This window comes from Ruegeria sp. AF2, assembly GCF_056542025.1.
On record NZ_JBQFZC010000001.1, the window covers coordinates 708477 to 727834 of the forward strand.

At 59.6% G+C, this 19358-nt stretch carries 21 protein-coding genes; 9 read left to right on the forward strand and 12 right to left on the reverse strand.

Going from position 1 to position 19358, the window contains the following annotated elements; genetic code table 11:
- The first annotated feature begins 9 nt into the window (after positions 1-9).
- Genes ACR0NM_RS03500 through ACR0NM_RS03520 form a run of 5 tightly spaced genes read left to right on the forward strand, consistent with a single transcriptional unit; the run spans position 10 to position 6245 of the window.
- Positions 10-642: a phage distal tail protein, Rcc01695 family gene (locus tag ACR0NM_RS03500; protein ID WP_480613242.1), complete on the forward strand. Its 633-nt coding sequence runs from the start codon at positions 10-12 to the stop codon at positions 640-642.
- The gene (locus ACR0NM_RS03505; protein ID WP_480613244.1) at positions 642-1526 is read left to right on the forward strand and encodes a DUF2163 domain-containing protein; all 885 of its coding nucleotides are present in this window, start codon (positions 642-644) and stop codon (positions 1524-1526) included. The genes ACR0NM_RS03500 and ACR0NM_RS03505 overlap by 1 nt, the downstream gene beginning before the upstream one ends.
- Positions 1526-1966 carry an NlpC/P60 family protein gene (locus tag ACR0NM_RS03510; protein ID WP_170396502.1) on the forward strand — a complete coding sequence of 147 codons (441 nt, stop codon included), beginning with the start codon at positions 1526-1528 and terminating at the stop codon, positions 1964-1966. Before ACR0NM_RS03505 ends, ACR0NM_RS03510 begins: the two co-directional genes overlap by 1 nt.
- Complete coding sequence (locus ACR0NM_RS03515) at positions 1966-5946, forward strand: baseplate multidomain protein megatron (RefSeq protein ID WP_480613246.1); 3981 nt, start codon at positions 1966-1968, stop codon at positions 5944-5946. The genes ACR0NM_RS03510 and ACR0NM_RS03515 overlap by 1 nt, the downstream gene beginning before the upstream one ends.
- Before the next feature lie 2 nt (positions 5947-5948).
- Positions 5949-6245: a DUF7742 family protein gene (locus tag ACR0NM_RS03520; protein ID WP_480561357.1), complete on the forward strand. Its 297-nt coding sequence runs from the start codon at positions 5949-5951 to the stop codon at positions 6243-6245.
- Here ACR0NM_RS03520 and ACR0NM_RS03525 read toward each other — a convergent pair.
- Complete coding sequence (locus ACR0NM_RS03525; RefSeq protein ID WP_170396506.1) at positions 6226-6564, reverse strand: TraR/DksA C4-type zinc finger protein; 339 nt, start codon at positions 6562-6564, stop codon at positions 6226-6228. The genes ACR0NM_RS03520 and ACR0NM_RS03525 overlap by 20 nt on opposite strands.
- Before the next feature lie 86 nt (positions 6565-6650).
- Here ACR0NM_RS03525 and cysE point away from each other — a divergent pair, with 86 nt between their 5' ends.
- Positions 6651-7460 (forward strand): serine O-acetyltransferase, encoded by an 810-nt coding sequence (gene cysE / locus ACR0NM_RS03530; protein ID WP_480613248.1) that lies wholly within the window; start codon positions 6651-6653, stop codon positions 7458-7460.
- A 71-nt stretch (positions 7461-7531) separates the two neighbouring features.
- Here cysE and ACR0NM_RS03535 read toward each other — a convergent pair whose 3' ends face one another.
- The 6 genes from ACR0NM_RS03535 to ACR0NM_RS03560 all read right to left on the reverse strand — a co-directional run bounded on the left by ACR0NM_RS03535 (position 7532) and on the right by ACR0NM_RS03560 (position 13266).
- Positions 7532-8833: a pyruvate dehydrogenase complex dihydrolipoamide acetyltransferase gene (locus ACR0NM_RS03535; RefSeq protein WP_170646353.1), complete on the reverse strand. Its 1302-nt coding sequence runs from the start codon at positions 8831-8833 to the stop codon at positions 7532-7534.
- Position 8834: 1 nt separating this feature from the next.
- Positions 8835-9095 carry a hypothetical protein gene (locus tag ACR0NM_RS03540; protein WP_480613251.1) on the reverse strand — a complete coding sequence of 87 codons (261 nt, stop codon included), beginning with the start codon at positions 9093-9095 and terminating at the stop codon, positions 8835-8837.
- Complete coding sequence (locus tag ACR0NM_RS03545) at positions 9095-10468, reverse strand: pyruvate dehydrogenase complex E1 component subunit beta (RefSeq protein WP_480613253.1); 1374 nt, start codon at positions 10466-10468, stop codon at positions 9095-9097. The genes ACR0NM_RS03540 and ACR0NM_RS03545 overlap by 1 nt, the downstream gene beginning before the upstream one ends.
- Positions 10469-10483: 15 nt before the next feature.
- The gene (gene pdhA, locus ACR0NM_RS03550) at positions 10484-11473 is read right to left on the reverse strand and encodes a pyruvate dehydrogenase (acetyl-transferring) E1 component subunit alpha (protein ID WP_170396516.1); all 990 of its coding nucleotides are present in this window, start codon (positions 11471-11473) and stop codon (positions 10484-10486) included.
- Positions 11474-11645: 172 nt separating this feature from the next.
- Entirely contained in the window at positions 11646-11945 is a 300-nt protein-coding gene (locus tag ACR0NM_RS03555) for an FtsB family cell division protein (protein ID WP_480613255.1), read from the reverse strand.
- A gap of 130 nt (positions 11946-12075) precedes the next feature.
- Positions 12076-13266: a phosphoglycerate kinase gene (locus ACR0NM_RS03560; RefSeq protein ID WP_480613257.1), complete on the reverse strand. Its 1191-nt coding sequence runs from the start codon at positions 13264-13266 to the stop codon at positions 12076-12078.
- A gap of 135 nt (positions 13267-13401) precedes the next feature.
- On the opposite strand from ACR0NM_RS03560, the gene ACR0NM_RS03565 reads away from it, so the two are divergent.
- Together ACR0NM_RS03565 and ACR0NM_RS03570 are read left to right on the forward strand one after the other, a co-directional pair.
- Positions 13402-13908 carry a peptidylprolyl isomerase gene (locus ACR0NM_RS03565; protein WP_170396522.1) on the forward strand — a complete coding sequence of 169 codons (507 nt, stop codon included), beginning with the start codon at positions 13402-13404 and terminating at the stop codon, positions 13906-13908.
- Positions 13901-14449, forward strand: coding sequence for a peptidylprolyl isomerase (locus ACR0NM_RS03570; protein ID WP_170512043.1), 549 nt, complete (start codon positions 13901-13903; stop codon positions 14447-14449). The genes ACR0NM_RS03565 and ACR0NM_RS03570 overlap by 8 nt, the downstream gene beginning before the upstream one ends.
- 51 nt (positions 14450-14500) lie before the next feature.
- On the opposite strand, the gene aqpZ is transcribed toward ACR0NM_RS03570, so the two are convergent.
- Complete coding sequence (gene aqpZ / locus ACR0NM_RS03575; RefSeq protein WP_480613259.1) at positions 14501-15190, reverse strand: aquaporin Z; 690 nt, start codon at positions 15188-15190, stop codon at positions 14501-14503.
- Between the two features lie 240 nt (positions 15191-15430).
- Here aqpZ and ACR0NM_RS03580 point away from each other — a divergent pair, with 240 nt between their 5' ends.
- Positions 15431-15796, forward strand: coding sequence for a cupin domain-containing protein (locus tag ACR0NM_RS03580; protein WP_170403066.1), 366 nt, complete (start codon positions 15431-15433; stop codon positions 15794-15796).
- Between the two features lie 176 nt (positions 15797-15972).
- Here ACR0NM_RS03580 and ACR0NM_RS03585 read toward each other — a convergent pair whose 3' ends face one another.
- The 4 genes from ACR0NM_RS03585 to ACR0NM_RS03600 form a co-directional block, all read right to left on the reverse strand.
- Entirely contained in the window at positions 15973-16473 is a 501-nt protein-coding gene (locus ACR0NM_RS03585) for a bactofilin family protein (RefSeq protein ID WP_170396528.1), read from the reverse strand.
- Positions 16463-17788 (reverse strand): DUF5930 domain-containing protein, encoded by a 1326-nt coding sequence (locus tag ACR0NM_RS03590; protein ID WP_170512951.1) that lies wholly within the window; start codon positions 17786-17788, stop codon positions 16463-16465. Before ACR0NM_RS03590 ends, ACR0NM_RS03585 begins: the two co-directional genes overlap by 11 nt.
- 178 nt (positions 17789-17966) lie before the next feature.
- Positions 17967-18785: a ferritin-like domain-containing protein gene (locus ACR0NM_RS03595; protein WP_480613911.1), complete on the reverse strand. Its 819-nt coding sequence runs from the start codon at positions 18783-18785 to the stop codon at positions 17967-17969.
- An 85-nt stretch (positions 18786-18870) separates the two neighbouring features.
- Complete coding sequence (locus ACR0NM_RS03600; protein WP_170396533.1) at positions 18871-19332, reverse strand: peroxiredoxin family protein; 462 nt, start codon at positions 19330-19332, stop codon at positions 18871-18873.
- Between the last annotated feature and the right edge of the window lie 26 nt (positions 19333-19358).

Sequence of the window (19358 nt, forward strand, 5' to 3'; positions counted from 1 at the left end):
GAGCAGGCGATGAATTTCCACGAGGTGAGATTTCCCGCCAGCCTGAGCTTTGGCTCGGTCGGTGGGCCGGAACGGCGCACGGATATCGTGACGCTGGCCAACGGGTTCGAAGAACGCAACACGCCCTGGGCGCATTCGCGCAGGCGCTATGATGCGGGTCTGGGGATGCGGTCGCTGGACGATATCGAAACGCTGATTTCCTTCTTCGAGGCGCGACAGGGCCAGATGTTCGGGTTCCGCTGGAAGGATTGGTCGGATTTCAAGTCGGGCGCGGCGACGGCTGAGGTCGACAAGGGCGATCAGGTGATTGCGCGCGGAGATGGCGAGACGGTCTCGTTTCAGCTGGTCAAGACCTACAGCTCGGGCGGGTTCAGCTATGTGCGGCCAATCCTGAAGCCGGTACTGGGCACTGTGACACTGGGGCTGGATCAGGACGCGCTGCGCGAAGGCGTGGACTTTGAGGTCGATCTGGCGACCGGACGCGTGATGTTCTCGGCCCCGCCGCCTGAGAAGGTCGAGATTACAGCCGGGTTTGAGTTCGACGTTCCGGTACGGTTCGACACCGACAAGATCCAGACCAGCGTCGCCAGCTTTCAGGCCGGTGACGTCCCGAACGTACCGGTGGTCGAGGTGCGGGTCTGATGAGCGGGGACAAACAGGCGCTGCAGGCGCATTTGCAAAGCGGGCTGACCACCACCTGTCGTTGCTGGGCGATCACGCGCAGCGACGCACAGGTCTATGGTTTCACGGATCACGATATGGAGTTGCGCTTTGACGGGCTGGTGTTCAGAGCCAGCACCGGTCTGACCGCTGCGGCGATCGAGCAGGCAACCGGCCTGTCGATCGATAATACCGAGGCGATGGGCGCGCTGTCTGATGCCTCGGTCCGGGAAGAGGATATCGAGGCGGGGCGATTTGATGGGGCCGAGGTGCGGGCTTGGCTGGTCAATTGGGCCGATCCTGAGCAGCGGATGTTGCAGTTTCGTGGTTCGATTGGCGAGTTGCGTCGCGCTGGCGGGGCGTTTCATGCGGAATTGCGCGGGTTGACCGATCTGCTGAACCGGCCTTTTGGGCGGATTTATCAGAAGCCCTGTACGGCAGTGTTGGGGGATAAGGCGTGCCGCTTTGCCCTGGAGACGCCGGGTTATCGCGCTGAGGCTGAAATTGTCGCGCTGGACGGCGCGGCTTTGCGTTTGCAGGGCGCGGAGAGTTCTGATGCGGGTTGGTTTGAACGCGGCAGGCTGGATGTGCTGGACGGGGCGGCGCAGGGCCTGTGGGCCTCGATCAAGCTGGATGAACAGGTCAGAGATGGCCGCGATGTCACGCTGTGGTCGGCGATTGGCGGCGGGCTGGCGGTTGGGGACCGGGTCCAGCTGACCGCTGGGTGTGACAAGCGTATGACCACTTGCCGACTGAAGTTCAACAACATGCTGAATTTTCAGGGCTTCCCTGACCTGCCGCACGAGGATTGGGTCATGGCCGTACCCAAGCGCAGTAGTCAACACAAAGGGGGAAGTAGGCGGTGATGCGGACAAAACAAGATATCGTGGACGAAGCGCGCGGATGGCTGGGCACACCTTATGTTCATCAGGCCTCTGTTCGGGGTGCAGGCGCCGATTGTCTCGGCTTACTGCGGGGCGTTTGGCGCGCGGTGATGGGGCATGAGCCCGAGGCGGTGCCGGTCTACAGCATGGATTGGTCCGAGCCGCAGGGTGAGGAACGCATGTGGGCCGCAGCCCGTCGCCATCTAGTCGAGAAATCGCCCGATGATTTGGCCCCGGGGGATGTATTGCTGTTTCGGATGCGGGATGCGGCAGTGGCAAAGCATCTGGGCATCGTCAGCGCCCAAGACCCGATGCGATTCATCCACGCCTATACCGGGCATGGTGTTGTTGAAAACACGCTGAGCGAGCCTTGGCGTCGCCGCGTGGTCGCTTGTTTCGAATTCCCGCTGGAGGATTTCTGATGGCCACAATAGTTCTGTCTGCTGCAGGTGCGGCAATAGGTGGTTCGATCGGGGGCTCGGTTGCGGGCCTGTCAACGGCGGTGATTGGCCGCGCGGTCGGGGCGACGCTGGGGCGGGTGATCGACAACCGGTTGATGGCCAGCCAATCCGTAATGGGCGGCGGCAGCGAGGTGGTCGAGACCGGGCGTCTGGATCGTTTCCGTCTCACCGAAACCGGTGAGGGTGCGACCGTCGCGACGGTCTACGGCCGGATGCGAGTTGGAGGACAGGTCATCTGGGCCTCGGACTTTCTGGAAACCCGATCGACCTCGACGACGACGCAAACATCAGGCGGTGGCGGTGGAGGCAAGGGGAAACCCAAGCCCGTTGAAGTGACGACAACGACAACCACGCATAGCTACAGCTATTCGGTGTCTCTGGCGATTGCGGTGGGCGCGGGACAGGTTGCGGATATCACGCGTGTCTGGGCCGATGGTGAAGAGGTCGAGCGCCGAACGCTGAACATGCGGATATATCGCGGCGATCACGAGCAATTGCCCGACCCGCTGATTGAAGCGGTGGAAGGGGCAGGCACGGTGCCCGCCTATCGCGGCACGGCTTATGTGGTGATCGAAGATCTGGCGCTGGGCCCCTTTGGCAACCGCGTGCCGCAATTCTCGTTCGAGGTGGTGCGGCAGGAACAAGACGAGATGCCGGATGCCGAGGACGGGCTGTCACGGATCATCAAGGGGGTGGCCTTGATGCCGGGTACGGGTGAATACGCACTGGCTTCATCTCAGGTTAATTACACCAAGGGCCGGGGGCGCAGTTGGGCGGCGAATGTCAATTCACCATCGGGCAAGTCCGATCTGGTGACCTCGACGCGGGCGCTCGGCCAGGAATTGCCGGGCTGCGAGGCGGCTTCGTTGATCGTGTCGTGGTTCGGCGATGATTTGCGCTGCGGAGAATGCCAGATCCGCCCCAAGGTTGAACGCAAGAATATCGAGGGCGCAAACATGCCCTGGAGTGTTTCAGGTCTGTCCCGAACTGCGGCGGGGCAGGTGAAATGGCAGGATGGGCGTCCGGTTTATGGCGGCACACCGGCTGATGCGGCCGTAGTGCAGGCGATCCGGCACCTGAAGAACTCGGGCAAACGGGTTATGTTTTATCCGTTTATTTTGATGGAGCAATCAGAGGGCAACGGCCTGCCTGATCCGTGGTCCGATGCGCCGGATCAGCCACATTTGCCTTGGCGTGGGCGGATCACTTTGGATGTTGCTCCGGGGCGGCCAGGCTCGCCGGATCAAACTGCCGATGCGGATGCGCAGGTGGCGGCGTTCTTTGGTACGGCGCGCGCGTCACATTTCTCGACCAGCGGCAGCAAAGTGACCTATCGCGGCCCTAGCGAATGGGGATTACGGCGGTTCATTCTGCACTATGCGGCCCTTTGCAAGGCGGCGGGCGGCGTGGAGTCCTTCTGCATCGGGTCCGAGATGCGCGGGCTAACGCAAATCCGCGGCGCGTCTGGCTTCACTGCAGTTGCGGAGCTGCGGTCTCTGGCCGCGGAAGTGCGCGCGATATTGGGGCCGGAAACTAAGGTCGGCTATGCCGCAGACTGGACCGAATATTTCGGGTATCAGCCGCAAGACGGCACCGGAGACCGGTATTTCCACCTCGACCCGCTTTGGGCCGATGAGAACATAGATTTTGTCGGCATCGACAACTATATGCCGCTGTCCGACTGGCGGGATAGGGCCTCGCATCTGGACGCTGAGGTGTCGAATGGGTCGATCTACGATCTGGACTATCTGCGCGGCAATATCGAAGGCGGCGAGGGGTATGATTGGTACTATGCGTCACCCGAGGAAGCCGAAGCGCAGATCCGAAGCCCGATCACTGATGACGATCATGGCGAGCCGTGGGTCTGGCGGTACAAGGACCTGCGCAACTGGTGGGCGAACCGACATCATGAGCGGATCGGGGGCGTGCGGCAGCAAACACCCACGGGTTGGGTTCCGGGGTCCAAGCCAATCTGGTTCACCGAACTGGGCTGCGCGGCCATCGACAAGGGTACGAACCAGCCGAACAAATTCTTGGACCCAAAGTCGTCTGAATCGAATTTGCCGCGCTATTCCAACGGAGTACGGGATGATTTTATCATGGTTCAGTACCTTCGGGCCGTCCTTGGCTATTGGGGTGATGCTGAGATCAACCCGGTTTCAGATATCTATGACGGCCCGATGGTGGACCTTTCGAACGCCTTTGTCTGGGCTTGGGATGCGCGTCCGTTCCCGACTTTCCCGAACCTGCGGACGCACTGGTCGGACGGCGATAACTATGCACGTGGGCATTGGCTGAACGGGCGGTCCGGGTCGCGGACTCTGGCCTCGGTCGTGACAGAAATCTGCCATGAGGCAGGGGTGACGGCGATTGATGTGTCTGAGCTCTACGGCGTGGTGCGTGGTTACGCGGTAGAGGATGTGATGAACGCTCGGCAGGCCTTGCAGCCGCTGATGCTGCGCTATGGGTTCGACGCGATCGAGCGGGACGGGGTGCTGAAGTTCAGAACCCGCGACGGGCGTCGGGCCGTTGACATTGACCCCGAGCAGATCGCCATCAGCGCGGATATCGACGGGCCGGTGGAACATCGCCGCGAGGCAGAGGCCGAGATGACCGGGCGCGTGCGGCTACGGTTCGTCCAATCGGATGCGGACCATGATGTTGTCGCGGAAGAGGCCGTCTTGCCTGATGACAGAACCCATTCGGTCGCCGTCAACGAAATGCCCTTGTCGATGACTCGCGCCGAAGGGCGTCAGACGGTCGAGCGCTGGCTGAGCGAATCCCGCATCTCGCGCGAGACTGTGCGATTTGCTCTGCCGCCCTCGCTGCTGCATGTCGGGGCCGGCGATGTGGTGCGTTTGCCGGATGGCGGGGACGGAACGCTATATCGGATCGACCGGCTGGAACAGGCCGAGATGCAATTGGCGGATGCGGTGCGGATTGAACCCGGAGTTTATACCCCGTCCGATGTTTTGGATGATGTAGCGGCAGCCAAGCCATTCATTGCTCCGGTGCCAGTTCTGCCGGTGTTCATGGATCTGCCGCTGATCACTGGATCCGAAGCGCCCCATGCGCCGTATCTGGCGATATCGGCCGAGCCCTGGCCCGGTAACGTGGCTGTCTATTCGGCTGCACAGGATGAGGACTATACCTTGCATCAAGTGATCGCGGGGCAGGCGGTGATTGGCTTCACCGAAACACCCCTGCGACGCGCAGGCGCTGGGATCTGGGACGAAGGGGCCGCGTTGCGTGTCAACCTGATCGATGGCGTTTTGGAGTCGCGTCCACGCTCGGCGTTGCTGAGTGGTGCCAATCTGGCTGCCATCGGTGACGGAACACCGGGCAATTGGGAAGTGTTTCAGTTCTCGGATGCGGTCTTGCAGGAGACTGGCGTTTACAATTTGTCAGGCCGCTTGCGTGGTCAGTTGGGTACGGATGCCCTGATGCCGGATGTATGGCCTGAAGCGTCTACCTTTGTCCTACTGGATGAACGTGTTTATCAGACTGGATTGCTGCGCACCGAACGCCGCGTGGCCAAGCATTACCGTATCGGCCCTGCAACGCGCGGCTACGAGGACCCGGCATATGTGCATCTGGTTGAAGCGTTCGATGGCAATGGGCTGAGACCTTATGCGCCAGTGCATTTGCAGGCTTCTGCGTCGGCTACCGGGGACAAGATCTCGTGGGTGCGCCGCACCCGGATTGATGGCGATGACTGGAGCGTATTGGATGTGCCTCTGGGCGAAGAAAGCGAATCCTATCTGATCCGCGTCTTCACTGAGGGTGCTTTGTTGCGCGAAACTGTCACCAGTGATCCGGTTTGGCAGTATTCTGCCGCGATGAAAGCCGATGACGGGCTGGCCGGACCCTACGATATCGCAGTCGCGCAGGTTTCGGCTACCTACGGACCCGGGGCGTTTGCGCGCCTTTCGGTCGGCTAGCCGTGCGGCCAGTCCTGCACGGAGATCTCAGCGCGGCGGCGCGGGCTTTGCTGGCCGCGCCGCGAACCGACCGCGATAGGATAAGCACCCTCCTGATTGCTGAGGCCGAACTGGCGGATCGACATGTCGCCAGAACAGGGCGGTTGCATCCTGTTTATGGAAATGGCTCGTTGATGGCAGCCGCGCGCTGCCGGCCCTTGGCAGACGAGCCAAATTTCGACGATCTGCAATATTGCCAATGTTTCGAGATGGTTCTGCGAAAACTGATCGGGTTCCAAATCAGCCAGATGCGCAGCTGACACATTTTGAGGCGGCAAGGTCCAGCTCTAGCCTTCCGTGCGCTATTTCCTCGCCGCAATCTTCGCAATAGCCGAATTCGTCTTCGTCCATCCGGTTCAGCGCGGCCCGAAGCCGATGCGTTTCGGTGTCGCGCCGGGCCTGTTGCGCCTTGGCCATTGCTTGATTTTGCAACGCATCCATCCGGCTGAGCCGACCCACTGCCTGTTGATCCAGCTCCACAACTGATTGCGCATCCTGACCGGCGGCGGATTGCGCGGCGAGATCGCGAAGGCGCTGGTGAATAAGCTTCCGAAAATGGTCCAGATCGGCTGAGTTCATTTTTTGTTGTAGTGCATATCAAGGGTTTGCGTTTGGTAATTTTACGACTAGATGGCTATTCTAAGCGCAGCAAAGGATGAAAAGCCATGTTCGAAACGCGCAGCCAAGTGACACCTGTGGACCCGGTTTGGGACCGCATCACCTCGGAAGCCCATGCAGCCGTCGAGAAAGAGCCGCTGATGGGTGGGTTGGTGCACGCCTGTATCTTGCATCACCGCAGTCTTGAGAGGGCATTGTCCTATCGCATCTCGGCCAAGCTATGCTCGAATGAGATGTCGATGATGGTACTGCGTGAGATCGTGGATGAGGCCTATGCTGACGACAACGCGTTGATTGAAGCCGCGCGCGCGGACCTGATGGCTGTTTATGAACGCGATCCGGCCTGCCACCGCCTGCTGCAACCGATCCTTTATTTCAAGGGGTATCAGGCGATGCAGGCTTATCGCGTAGCCCACTGGCTTTGGAACAAGGGGCGCCATGATCTGGCGTATTTCTTCCAGATGCGATCTTCCGAGATATTCGGCATTGATATCCATCCAGCTGCCCGCATCGGTAAAGGCATCATGATCGACCATGCCCATTCTATCGTGATCGGTGAAACCGCTGTGGTTGGGGACAATGTTTCGATGTTGCATTCGGTGACGCTGGGCGGGACCGGCAAGGAAGAAGAACAGCGCCATCCAACCATTGGTGACGGCGTTCTGATCGGCGCGGGTGCTAAGGTTCTGGGCAATATCGAGGTTGGCCATTGCAGCCGTATCGCCGCTGGATCAGTGGTGCTGCAGGAAGTGCCACCGTGCACGACGGTTGCTGGCATTCCCGCCAAGATCGTGGGTGAGGCCGGGTGCGACCAGCCGTCAATCTCGATGGATCATATGCTGGGGAAAGACCAGTAATTCGGAGTGAATAGATGAAAAAGGCCGCCTCGGGGTTCGAGGCGGCCTTTTTTGTGCATGATCTTCTGGGCTTAGGCCAACATGACCATCGGATTTTCCAGGTTGTCGACGATGGCTTGCAGCAGCTGAGCGCCAAGCGCGCCGTCGATGACCCGGTGATCGACCGACATGGTGACGGACATGACGGTTGCGACCGTCAGTTCTCCGTCATCGCCCACTATGGGTTTCTTGAGGCCGGTACCAACTGCGAGGATACCTGCATGCGGCGGGTTCACGATGGCATCGAAATTGTCGATGCCGAACATGCCGAGGTTCGAGACTGCGAAAGTACCGCCTTGGTACTCGTGCGGGGCCAGCTTGCGCTCGCGGGCGCGTCCGGCGAGGTCTTTCATCTCAGTCGACAGCGCCGACAGCGATTTGGTGTCGGCATCTTGCAGGACCGGAGTGAACAGACCGCCCTCGATGGCGACGGCAACAGCCACATCCGAAGGTTTCAGTTGCAGAACCCGGTCGCCCGCCCAGACGGCGTTGCATTCGGGAACCTGCTGTAGTGCGTTGGCGACGGCTTTGATGATAAAGTCGTTGACGCTGAGCTTCACACCCCGGCCTTCGAGTTGCTTGTTCAACTGGCTGCGGAACTTGAGTAGCGCATCCAGCTTAATATCGCGACGCAGGTAGAAATGCGGGATGGTCTGTTTGGCCTCAGACAGACGCGCGGCGATGGTCTTGCGCATGCCATCGAGTTTGATCTCTTCGTATTCGCGGCCTTCGTACATCTTGGCCACGGCGTCCGCCGATGGACCTGCGGGAGCGGCGGCGGTTTGGGCGGCTGCAGCAGCAGGCGCAGGTGCCGCTGCAGGTGCGGCTGTGGCGCTTTCCACATCGGCTTTGACGATACGGCCATGCGGGCCAGAACCTGAGATTTGAGCCAGATCTAGACCCTTTTGCGCGGCAATCCGACGAGCAAGGGGGGAAGCAAAAATACGACCGCCATCCGCTTTGGCCGGTGCCGCTGGGGCAGGGGCGGGCGCCTCGGGTGCCGCTGGTGCGGCAGCCTCGTTGCCCGCTGCGGCAGCTGGCGCAGCCGCGGGAGCAGCGGTTGGCGTTGCACCGATATCATCAGCGCTTTCCCCATCTTCCAGCAGGACTGCGATGGCGGTGTTGACTTTAACGCCTTCGGTTCCCTCAGGAATAAGGATCTTGCCGACGGTGCCTTCGTCAACGGCCTCGAACTCCATTGTTGCCTTGTCGGTTTCAATTTCGGCCAGCAGATCGCCCGAGGAGACGGTGTCGCCTTCCTTGACGAGCCATTTTGCAAGTGTGCCTTCCTCCATCGTCGGGGACAGGGCAGGCATCAGGATTTCGGTGGGCATTTCAGCGCTCCTCAATCAGAGTAATTTGGTCAAAGGGCGCCTTGGGGCGCCCGGTGCCGCGTGCGAGTATCGCAATCGCAGCCTCGATTTTGTCTTTGTTCTCCGCCATCCAGACATAGGCGGTCTGGTGTGAGGGGCGCGCGCCGATCAACCGCATATCCGCCGCCAATCGCTCGGGTACAAGCGCCCGCACGATGCGGTTGTCGATGTCAATCTCGACACGGTAGCATTCGGTTGCTGGATCGCGGCCCCTGATCTCCATTACCGGTAGGTCACCTGTTTCACCGCAGCGATCACCTCATCAGTGGTGATCAGCGCCAGCTTTTCGAGGTTCGCCGCATATGGCATCGGAACATCTTTGCCGGTGAGGGTGATGACCGGGGCGTCGAGATAATCGAACGCTTCCTGCATGACGACCGAGCTGATGTAGCTACCAACGGAACCTTGCGGCCAGCCTTCTTCGACGGTCACAAGACGGTTGGTTTTCATCGCCGAGTTGATGATCGCGCCGGTGTCCATCGGGCGGATAGTGCGCAGGTCGATCACCTCGGCGCTGATGCCGTCTTCGGCCAGCTTGTCGGCGGCTTCCAGCGCATATTGCATGCCGATGCCGAAGCTGACGATGGTCACGTCAGAGCCTTCGCGCCAGATGCGGGCCTTGCCCAGCGGGATGGTCAGGTCATCCACTTGCGGCACGTCGAAGGACCGGCCGTAGAGGATTTCGTTTTCCAGGAAGACCACGGGGTTCGGGTCGCGGATGGCCGATTTCAGCAAACCTTTGGCATCGGCTGCGGAATAGGGCATCACCACTTTTAGACCTGGCACCTGCATGTACCATGCGGCGTAGTCCTGCGAGTGTTGCGCGGCCACGCGGGCAGCGGCACCGTTAGGGCCACGGAATACGATCGGACAGCCCATCTGACCGCCAGACATATAAAGCGTTTTGGCGGCAGAGTTGATGATCTGGTCAATCGCCTGCATGGCGAAGTTGAAGGTCATGAACTCGACAATCGGTTTCAGCCCGCCAAAGGCCGAGCCGACGGCGATGCCGGTGAAGCCGTGTTCAGTGATCGGGGTGTCGATGACACGTTTGGCACCGAATTCATCGAGCAGGCCTTGAGAGATTTTATAGGCGCCCTGATATTCAGCGACTTCTTCGCCCATCAGATAGACATCTTCGTCGCCGCGCATTTCTTCGGCCATCGCGTCGCGCAAGGCTTCGCGAACGGTTTGCTGCGCCATCTCGGCGTCGGCAGGCCAATCGGGCGACAGGTCCACAACCGGAGCAGCGGGGGCTGCTGCGGCAGGAGCGGGGGCCTCAACCGCCGCAGGGGCGGCTTCGGCCTCCGCTGCGGCTGCGGGCGCAGCCACGGGCAGGGCGGAGGCGTCTTCACCATCTTCGACCAGGATCGCGATAGGGGTGTTTACTTTGACCCCTTCGGTGCCCTCGCTGATCAGAATCTTACCGACGATGCCTTCATCGACGGCTTCGAACTCCATCGTAGCCTTGTCGGTTTCGATCTCGGCCATGATGTCGCCCGAGGATACGGTGTCGCCTTCCTTGACCAGCCACTTGGCCAATGTGCCCTCTTCCATCGTGGGCGAAAGGGCGGGCATGAGAATTTCGGTTGCCATGTCTTATTCGTCCTCTCAGGCGTAGATATCAGTCCAGAGCTCGTCCAGCGACGGCTCGGGGCTTTCTTTCGAGAATTCGGCGGCCTGATTGACGACCTCTTTGATCTCTTTGTCGATCGCCTTCAGGTCATCCTCGGTCGCGTGTTTGCCGGTCAGCAGCAGCTCGCGCACGTGCTCGATCGGGTCGCTTTGTTCGCGGACCTTCTGAACCTCTTCGCGTGTACGATACTTGGCCGGGTCAGACATCGAGTGGCCGCGATAGCGGTAGGTTTTCACCTCGAGGATGTAGGGACCTTTGCCCGCACGGCAGTGGGCGACCGCTTTTTCACCTGCGGCTTTGACGGCCAGCACATCCATGCCGTTCACCATTTCACCCGGTATTCCGAAGGCTTGACCGCGGTGGTAGATGTCGGCCGAAGAGGTCGAGCGTGCTTGCGCGGTGCCCATGGCATACTGGTTATTCTCGATCACGAATACCACCGGCAGTTCCCAAAGAGCAGCCATATTGAAGGTCTCATAGACCTGACCCTGGTTGGCCGCGCCATCACCGAAATAGGTGAAGGTGACGCCGCCGTTCTCTTTATACTTGTCAGCAAAGGCCAAACCCGCACCCAGCGGAACCTGTGCGCCGACGATGCCATGGCCGCCATAGAAATTCTTCTCTTTCGAGAACATGTGCATCGAGCCGCCTTTGCCTTTGGACAGCCCGCCTTCGCGACCGGTCAATTCGGCCATTACGCCGCCCGGATCCATTCCACAGGCCAGCATGTGGCCGTGATCGCGATAGGACGTGATGCGCTTGTCGCCTTCTTTGGCCGCGGCCTCAAGGCCGACAACAACCGCTTCCTGACCGATGTAGAGGTGGCAGAAACCCCCGATCAGACCCATGCCGTAGAGTTGACCTGCCTTTTCCTCGAATCGGCGGATCAGCAGCATCTCGCGGTAATATGTGGTCAGTTCTTCCGCAGAAACATTTGGTTTCTTTGTGGTTTTTCGCGCAGCCATAGTGGCGATCTCCCCCTTTCGGCAAGATAGTTTAGCGTTAAACTATCTCATAGAGCATTTCACACGTTCTGGCGAGTACTAATGTTACGCGAGGGCAGGATACGCGAGTTGCGGCCTGCCACAGCTTATCTTCCAGGCGTTAAGGTACAGAGATTCTTAGTCAAAAATTTCGTCAGCGGATGACGATCTCATCCGCGCGGATCATGCCGAGCACTGAGCGGGCCTGTTGATCCAGCAGATCGAGATCCAGATAGGTGTCTGACAGTCGGCGGGTCAGGTTCTCCATCTGCTTGATCTCGGCGTTCAGCTGCGCCAGATCGCGAGACAAAACATCGCGCTCGGCGGCAATCTCGACCCGGCGAAACAGACCGTAATCCCCTTGAACGGCGGCAAAGGTGAAATACACCCCCAGCATGAAGGCGATCGTGAAGAAAATGAAAGCCCCTAAACCGGGCCGATTGGAACGGGACACTGTGTTAACCGCCGTGTGAAATACTGCCTCAGAAACGCACCCTTTTTGGATGTCTCGACGCACTATGTCACAGGTGATTCGGGTTGTGAATCCCCTGTGTAGAAAAAGCTGAGACCTGAGGTTTGGGCGCTTACGGGTCCAGCGCGGCCACGCCCGGCAGGGTCTTGCCTTCCATCCATTCCAGGAAGGCACCACCGGCGGTCGAGATGTACGAGAAATCAACCGCGGCACCGGATGCGTTCAGTGCGGCCACCGTGTCGCCCCCGCCCGCGACCGAGGTCAGCTTGCCATCGCGGGTTAGTGCTGCGGCCTTCAGCGCCGCCGCATTGGTTGCGGCATCGAACGGGGTCAGCTCAAACGCCCCCAGTGGGCCGTTCCAAATCAGGGTCTGGCTTTCTTCCAGCACTTCGGACACGGCTGCGACGCTTTCGGGACCGGCGTCCAGGATCATCGAGTCCGAAGGGCACTGATCAACGGGCAGCACCTGATGCGGCGCGTTGGCCTCGAACACTTCGGCCACGACGATGTCGCGCGGCAGGACGATCGTACAGCCAGCGGCTTCGGCCTTGCCGAGGATTTCGGCGGCGGTATCGGTCATGGCGTGCTCGGCCAGTGATTTGCCGACATCGATCCCCTGGGCCAGCAGGAAAGTATTGGCCATGCCACCGCCGATGACCAGATAGTCAACCTTCTCGATCAGGTTGCCCAGCAGGTCCAGCTTGGTCGACACTTTGGCGCCCCCGACAACCGCTGTGACAGGCCGCTTGGGCGCGCCCAGGGCGGCTTCAAGCGCGCTCAGTTCCTGCTGCATCAAGCGCCCGGCACAGGCGGGCAACAGACGGGCCAGCGCCTCGGTCGAGCTGTGGGCGCGGTGCGCGGCCGAGAAGGCATCGTTGCAATAGATGTCGCCCAGCTTTGCCATGCCTTGGGCAAGTGGGACGCTGTTCTTGGTCTCCTCGGCATGGAAGCGGGTGTTTTCCAGCAGCAGAACCTCACCTTCCGCCAGGGCGGAGGCTGCGGTTTCAGCCTCATAGCCTACGCAATCATCGGCAAAGCGCACGGGAGCCCCAAAAGCGGATTCAAGTGCTGGCACAAGCTGCTTCAATGACAGCTCGGGTACATGCTGACCACCGGGGCGTCCGAAATGGGCCAGCAGGATGGGTTTACCGCCTGCGCCGAGGATATCGCGTACGGTTGGCACGATCCGTTGAATGCGGGTGTCGTCGGTCACCATGCCATCCGCGACCGGTACGTTGATATCCACGCGCACCAGAACTCGCTTACCGCCAAGATCCATATCGTCCAGAGATTTCCAGCCCATCGCGCTCATCCTTGCCCATTGCATCCAGTTTCAGCGGTTCTTTTCCTGCATTTTGCGTTCAGGTCAATGCGTCACTTGGCATTCGCGCGCCCGCGTCATAGGTATTTGCGCAAGTTTCAAAGACAGGAGGGCCAGATGGCCGAGATCAAAGACCCCGAAAACACGATCATCATTGAGCTGAAAGACGGCAATGTCGTCATCGAATTGCTGCCCGACGTGGCCCCTCAGCACTCGGCCCGCATGAAAGAGCTGGCGCGTGGTGGTGAATATGACAACGTCGCCTTCCACCGTGTGATCGACGGGTTCATGGCGCAAACCGGCGATGTGCAGCATGGCGACATGGAAGACGGGTTCAACATTCGTATGGCGGGCACCGGTGGATCGTCGCTGCCGAACGTTCCGGCAGAGTTTTCGAAACTGCCCCATGATCGCGGAACTTTGGGTGCGGCACGCTCAGCCAACCCGGATTCGGCAAACTCGCAGTTCTTCATCAACTTCAAGGACAACCACTTCCTGAACGGCCAGTACACCGTTTATGGCCGCGTCATCGACGGGATGGAGCATGTGGACGCCATCGTACGCGGTGAACCGCCTGCAAGCCCCGACCGCATGATCAGCGTCAAGGTGGCCGCCGATGCATAAGCTGGCCGCTGTTTTTGCCCTTCTGGCCAGCCCTGCGCTGGCAACCGGGCTTGAGATTGAGATCGAGGGCGAGGGCGCCAATGGCACCGTCACCGTTGATCTATTCGAGGATATTGCACCCAAGCATGTAGAGCAGATCACCGCTCTGGCCGCTGCTGGTCAGTACGATGGGGTTGTGTTCCACCGTGTGATCGACGGCTTTATGGCGCAGACCGGCGATGTTGAGTTTGGCCGGGTCGGTGGCGACATGCGTCGTGCGGGTACGGGTGGATCGGATCGCCCTGATCTGCCTGCTGAGTTCTCGGATTTCAATTATGACCGGGGCGTCGTGGGTATGGCGCGGGCGCAGGACCCAGACAGCGCGAACTCGCAATTCTTCATTATGTTCGAGCCCGGCCCGTTCCTGAATGGTCAGTACACGGTTGTCGGTCAGGTGACAGAAGGGATGGACGTGGTCGATGCGATCAAGCGGGGCGATGGCCCTAATGGCGCAGTGATCGGACAACCGGATGCGATGAAAAAGGTCACGGTGACCGAATAAAAGAAAACCCCGGCGCGCTTCTGCGGGCCGGGGGTTCTTGATGCGGCCGGGTCAATCTTCGTCCGACATCGCCCGCCAGATCAGTGCGCCAATCGCACCGCCGATCAAAGGTGCCACCCAGAACAGCCAGAGCTGCGCCAGTGCCGGACCGTCAGCAAACAACGCCACGCCGGTTGACCGGGCGGGATTTACGGAGGTGTTGGTCACCGGAATCGAGATCAGGTGGATCAGCGTTAACCCCAAACCAATCGCAATCGGGGCGAACCCGGCAGGCGCGCCGCTGGAGGTCGCGCCGAGAATGATCACGATGAAGAACGCGGTCATGACGATTTCGATGATCAATGCGGACATCATCGAATAGCCTTCGGGTGACGCCTCGCCATACCCGTTCGAAGCAAATCCTCCGACACCTTCAAAGCCGGGCGCGCCACTGACGATCAGGTACAGCACCGCTGCTGCGGCGATCGCTCCGATCACCTGCGCGATCCAGTAAGGGATCAGATCTTTGGCATCGAACCGCCCTCCGATCATCAGCCCAAGACTGACCGCCGGGTTAAAGTGCCCGCCCGATATATGACCGACCGCATAAGCCATGGTCAGCACCGTTAGGCCGAAAGCGAACGAAACGCCCAGCCAGCCGATACCCACATCGGCCACACCTGCAGCCAGTACCGCGCTGCCACAGCCACCCAGTACCAGCCAGAATGTACCGAAGAATTCGGCCATGAGTTTTGATGACATGAAAAGCCCTCCAGAAATCAATGACTTTAAGGTTAATTCAAAAAACGCTTTTTGTGAAACTGTGAGAATGCGAGGGATTTTCCTTCAAGACACGTCAGATAGGGGGGACTGTTAGGGAATATGCTTATTCCGGTGTGTTGGCGATTAAGAACGACACACTCGGCCCAACTTGCGTTTTTCTCCTTTGCGCCCCAATGTCCGGTATCGGTTGTGGGCTTGCGATGTGGCGGGGGTATCAAAGTGAAGTTCAAAAAGCTGTATTCGGATGCTCAAGGCGAAAGCCATTGGAAAGACATCGAAGTCGAACTTGAAGAGCAAAGCTTTGCACCACCTGCAAAAGCAATCGAGATTTCAAAGCCAGAAGCTGTCAAGCAAACCATGTTCTTGAGACTCAAGAAGGGTTGGGATGAGCCAATTCATCCCACACCTGTCGCTCAAAAGCTCATTTGTCTTTCTGGCTCAGTGCGCGTGACCGCGAGCGACGGGGAATTCAGAGACATTGGTCCGGGTGACGTCTGGCATATGGAAGACAAACACGGCAAAGGCCACCACACAGTAGTAACAAGCGATGATGATTTTCTTTCGGTGATCGTGCAGTACGAGTAGCGGGGGCAGCGCAGACCAAGCCCTCCTGATCAACCAAGCGCATTGCGGCACTTGCGCGGTGTGGGGCCGCTACGTCCCGCATTGAGGTCATTGTCAGATTTAGACGAACACCCCAAAACAAAAAAAACGCCGCAGGGTATCCTGCGGCGTTGCTGATTTGTCTTGCCGATAAGTGTTTACTGCTTCACTTCCGCCGCCGGGTTGGCACCCGATTTGCCGCTGCGGCCCGGGTTCAGCGGGTCGTCCTGACGCTGCACCGAACCTTCGAAATGCGCACCGCTTTCAATGGCGATGGTCTTGTGGATGATGTCACCTTCGACGCGGGCGGTTGAGGTCAGGCGGACCTTCAGGCCGCGGACGCGGCCCACGATACGGCCGTTGACCACTACGTCATCTGCAGTGACTTCGCCCTTGATGGTGGCGGTCTCGCCGATGGTCAGCAGATGGGCGCGGATGTCGCCTTCGACGGTGCCCTCGACCTGGATATCGCCCGAGGTCTTGATGTTACCGGTGATGTGCAGATCCGAGGACAGCACCGATGCCGGTGGCTTGGGCTTGGGAGGGGTGCTGGCCTTTGTTTCAGCCGGTGCAGGTGTTGCCGGAGTGGCCGGAGCGGCCGGTTTTGCTGCCTCAGTCTCTTTCGACCCGGGTTCGTTGATTTTGCTCTTAGAAAACATTTCTCGCAGCCTTGATGTAAGTCATTGGGTTCATGGGTTTTCCGTTCACGCGCACCTCATAGTGCAGATGCGTGCCGGTCGATCGTCCGGTGGTACCCATATCAGCAATATGGTCCCCGCGCGAGACCCTTTGGCCAACCTTAACGCGAAGATTGCTGTTATGAGCGTAAAGTGTCTCAATCCCGAAGGCGTGTTTGATTTTCACCAGCTTTCCGAAACCGGATTGCCAGCCCGCATGGGTGACAACGCCATCGGCGGTCGCAAAGATATCGGTCCCGCGAGGACCGGCGAAATCCGACCCGTTATGCATGCGCCGGCCGCCGGTTTTGGGGTCGCGGCGGGTTCCGTAGCCACTGGTATAACGGACAGCGGCGCGCACCGGGCTGGCGAAGGGGGCCTTTTCTGCAGCGATGCGATAGAGGTTCAGCTGGTCCATCTGTTCCAGCAGGATATTGGCGCGGATCTGGTCGGGGCTCAGTTCCTCACCGCGGGTGCTGAAGGATAAAGGGGTCAGCGGACCGCCCATACCGCTATATCCGCGCCGAACTTCGTCGAGGATACGATCTGTTGGCATGCCCGCGCTGCGGAACATCTTGTCGAGAGGTTCGACCGAGATCAGCATCGCCTCTTCCAACTGGCGGAAAATCTCGTCGCTGCGCTCCTGCATCAGGCGGATTTCAAGCTCGAGCTCGTCACGCTGGTCCAACGCGCCTTGCGCATCGGCAGCGATCTGGTCGCGCTGCGCCGCGGTCCGGGCCAGGGCATCGGTCATGAACGCCATCTGTTCCGGGTTTGCCGATGCCATCGCATAAGCCGCGTCCGCATCAGTGCTGGGTTGCAGTTCGGCCAGTTTGGTCCGCGCGTCTTCGCGTTGCTTCATAGTGGCACGCAGCGTGGTTTGGATCACCTCGATGCCGGTTTCCAGCTCGCGCCGGCGGTTCTCGGATTCCAGCAATTCGGACTGCATGACCGAAATCTGTTCCAACGCCGCGTTGAACCTGTCATGTGCAGCCAGAGCTTCCGCCGCACGCGCATCGCGCTCTTCCGACAGGATGTTCAGACGTTCTTGATACGTAGCCTGATCGCGCTTGGCCTGTTCCCGGAAATTGCCCGATCCGATGCTGTCCATCAACAGAACTGACGTGGCAATCGCGGTCCAGGCGACCATCACCGACACACCGGCGACTGCAGCGATCTGAGTTTCAGAACTCAGTCGGATGAACCGCGTGTCGTTGTCAGATTTCAGAAAAACACGGCGCTCTGGAAAGTGCCGCTCGAGCAGTGAGTGTAGTTTAATTGCCAGACGTGTCCGCACGCGTCCTACCTCAATTGTCCCCATATCTCGGAGCCGGTCGTGAGTGAGTAGCCGCTCCTTGACGCGATTGCATAAAGCGGTCGAGGCATTCGGGCAAGTTTGTTAACCAATCAAGAGCTATGAACGGAGAATTACCGCACGTGATCGGCGAGAACTTGCCGATAGCGAGCATTTGCTGTCAGTCCGACACAACTCCGGGTGGTGGCAGGTCTTCGGTCAGGGGCCAATAGAAATCTGGCGGCAGTCCGGCCTCGGCCCGTTTCTCTTCGTTAAATGGTGGTTTCAGCGCGCCGTGGAAATAGCGGCGGACGAGGGCGTGGAATACATCCTTGGGGTCGGCATTCTCGCGCCCGCACAAGAAGTGGAACCATTTCGAGCCATAGGCGACGTGACCAACTTCCTCGGCATAAATCACTTCCAGTGCAGCGACTGCGTCGTCAGCCTTGGCCTTGCGGAAAATGTCGATCATTCCGGGGGTCACGTCCAGCCCACGTGCCTCAAGCACCATTGGGACGACGGCAAGACGACCCATAAGATCCTCGGCAGTGTCCTCGGCGGCGCGCCACATGCCTGCATGGGCGGGCAGGGCGCCATAATGGCTCCCCATCTGTTCGAGGCAGTCGCAGACCATCTCAAAATGGCGCGATTCTTCTTCGGCGCATTTCACCCAATCGTCATAGAAGCCGATGGGCATGGGCACATGGCCAAACCGGGCAATGATATCCCAATGCAGATCCACGGCGTTCAACTCTATATGAGCGACAGCGTGCAACAGTGCGATGCGGCCGGCCTCGGACCCCGCCCTTCGGCGCGGTACATCACGAGGCGACAACAGTTCGGGCTTTTCAGGTCGCGCAGGGTATAGCGGTGGCTTTGCGGTGCCCACTTCGATCTTGGGCGCGTCGCCCTGCCGGGCTGCGAACCAGGCAGCGGCGTATCGTTTGGACAGGGCGGTTTTCTCGCGACCGACCGATGTGGTCAGAATCTCGGTCGCCATTTCGGTCAGTGTTTTTGACACGCTTGCCCCCTTACGCTGCACTCCGCGCGGGTCCTACCCTTGATGCCCGCGCGGGTCGAGAGGGCTAGAGCGCGCGTGCGGCCTCCAACACTTCGTCCACATGACCCGGCACTTTCACCTTGCGCCAGACGCGGGCGATTTTTCCATCCGCATCAATCAGAAAGGTCGAGCGTTCGATGCCCATGGATTTGCGTCCGTACATGTTCTTTTCGACCCAGACGCCATAATCTTCGCACACGCTCTGACCCTCATCGGACAAAAGCGGCGTCGTCAGGCCGTGCTTGGCGACAAATTTGTCATGCTTTGCCACGGTATCGCGCGAGATGCCGAAAACGTTAGCACCCGCATCCGCAAAGGCTTGTAGTTGTTCCGAGAAACCGATGGATTCCTTGGTGCAGCCCGGCGTATCATCGCGGGGATAGAAAAACAGAACGACCGCGCGGCCACGCTGTTCCGACAGGGTCACCTCGCCGCCGCCGTCGCGAGGCAGTGTAAAGTCGGGTGCGATGTCTGAGACTTCGGGCATATTCAAACCCCGGCTGAGAAATTAAC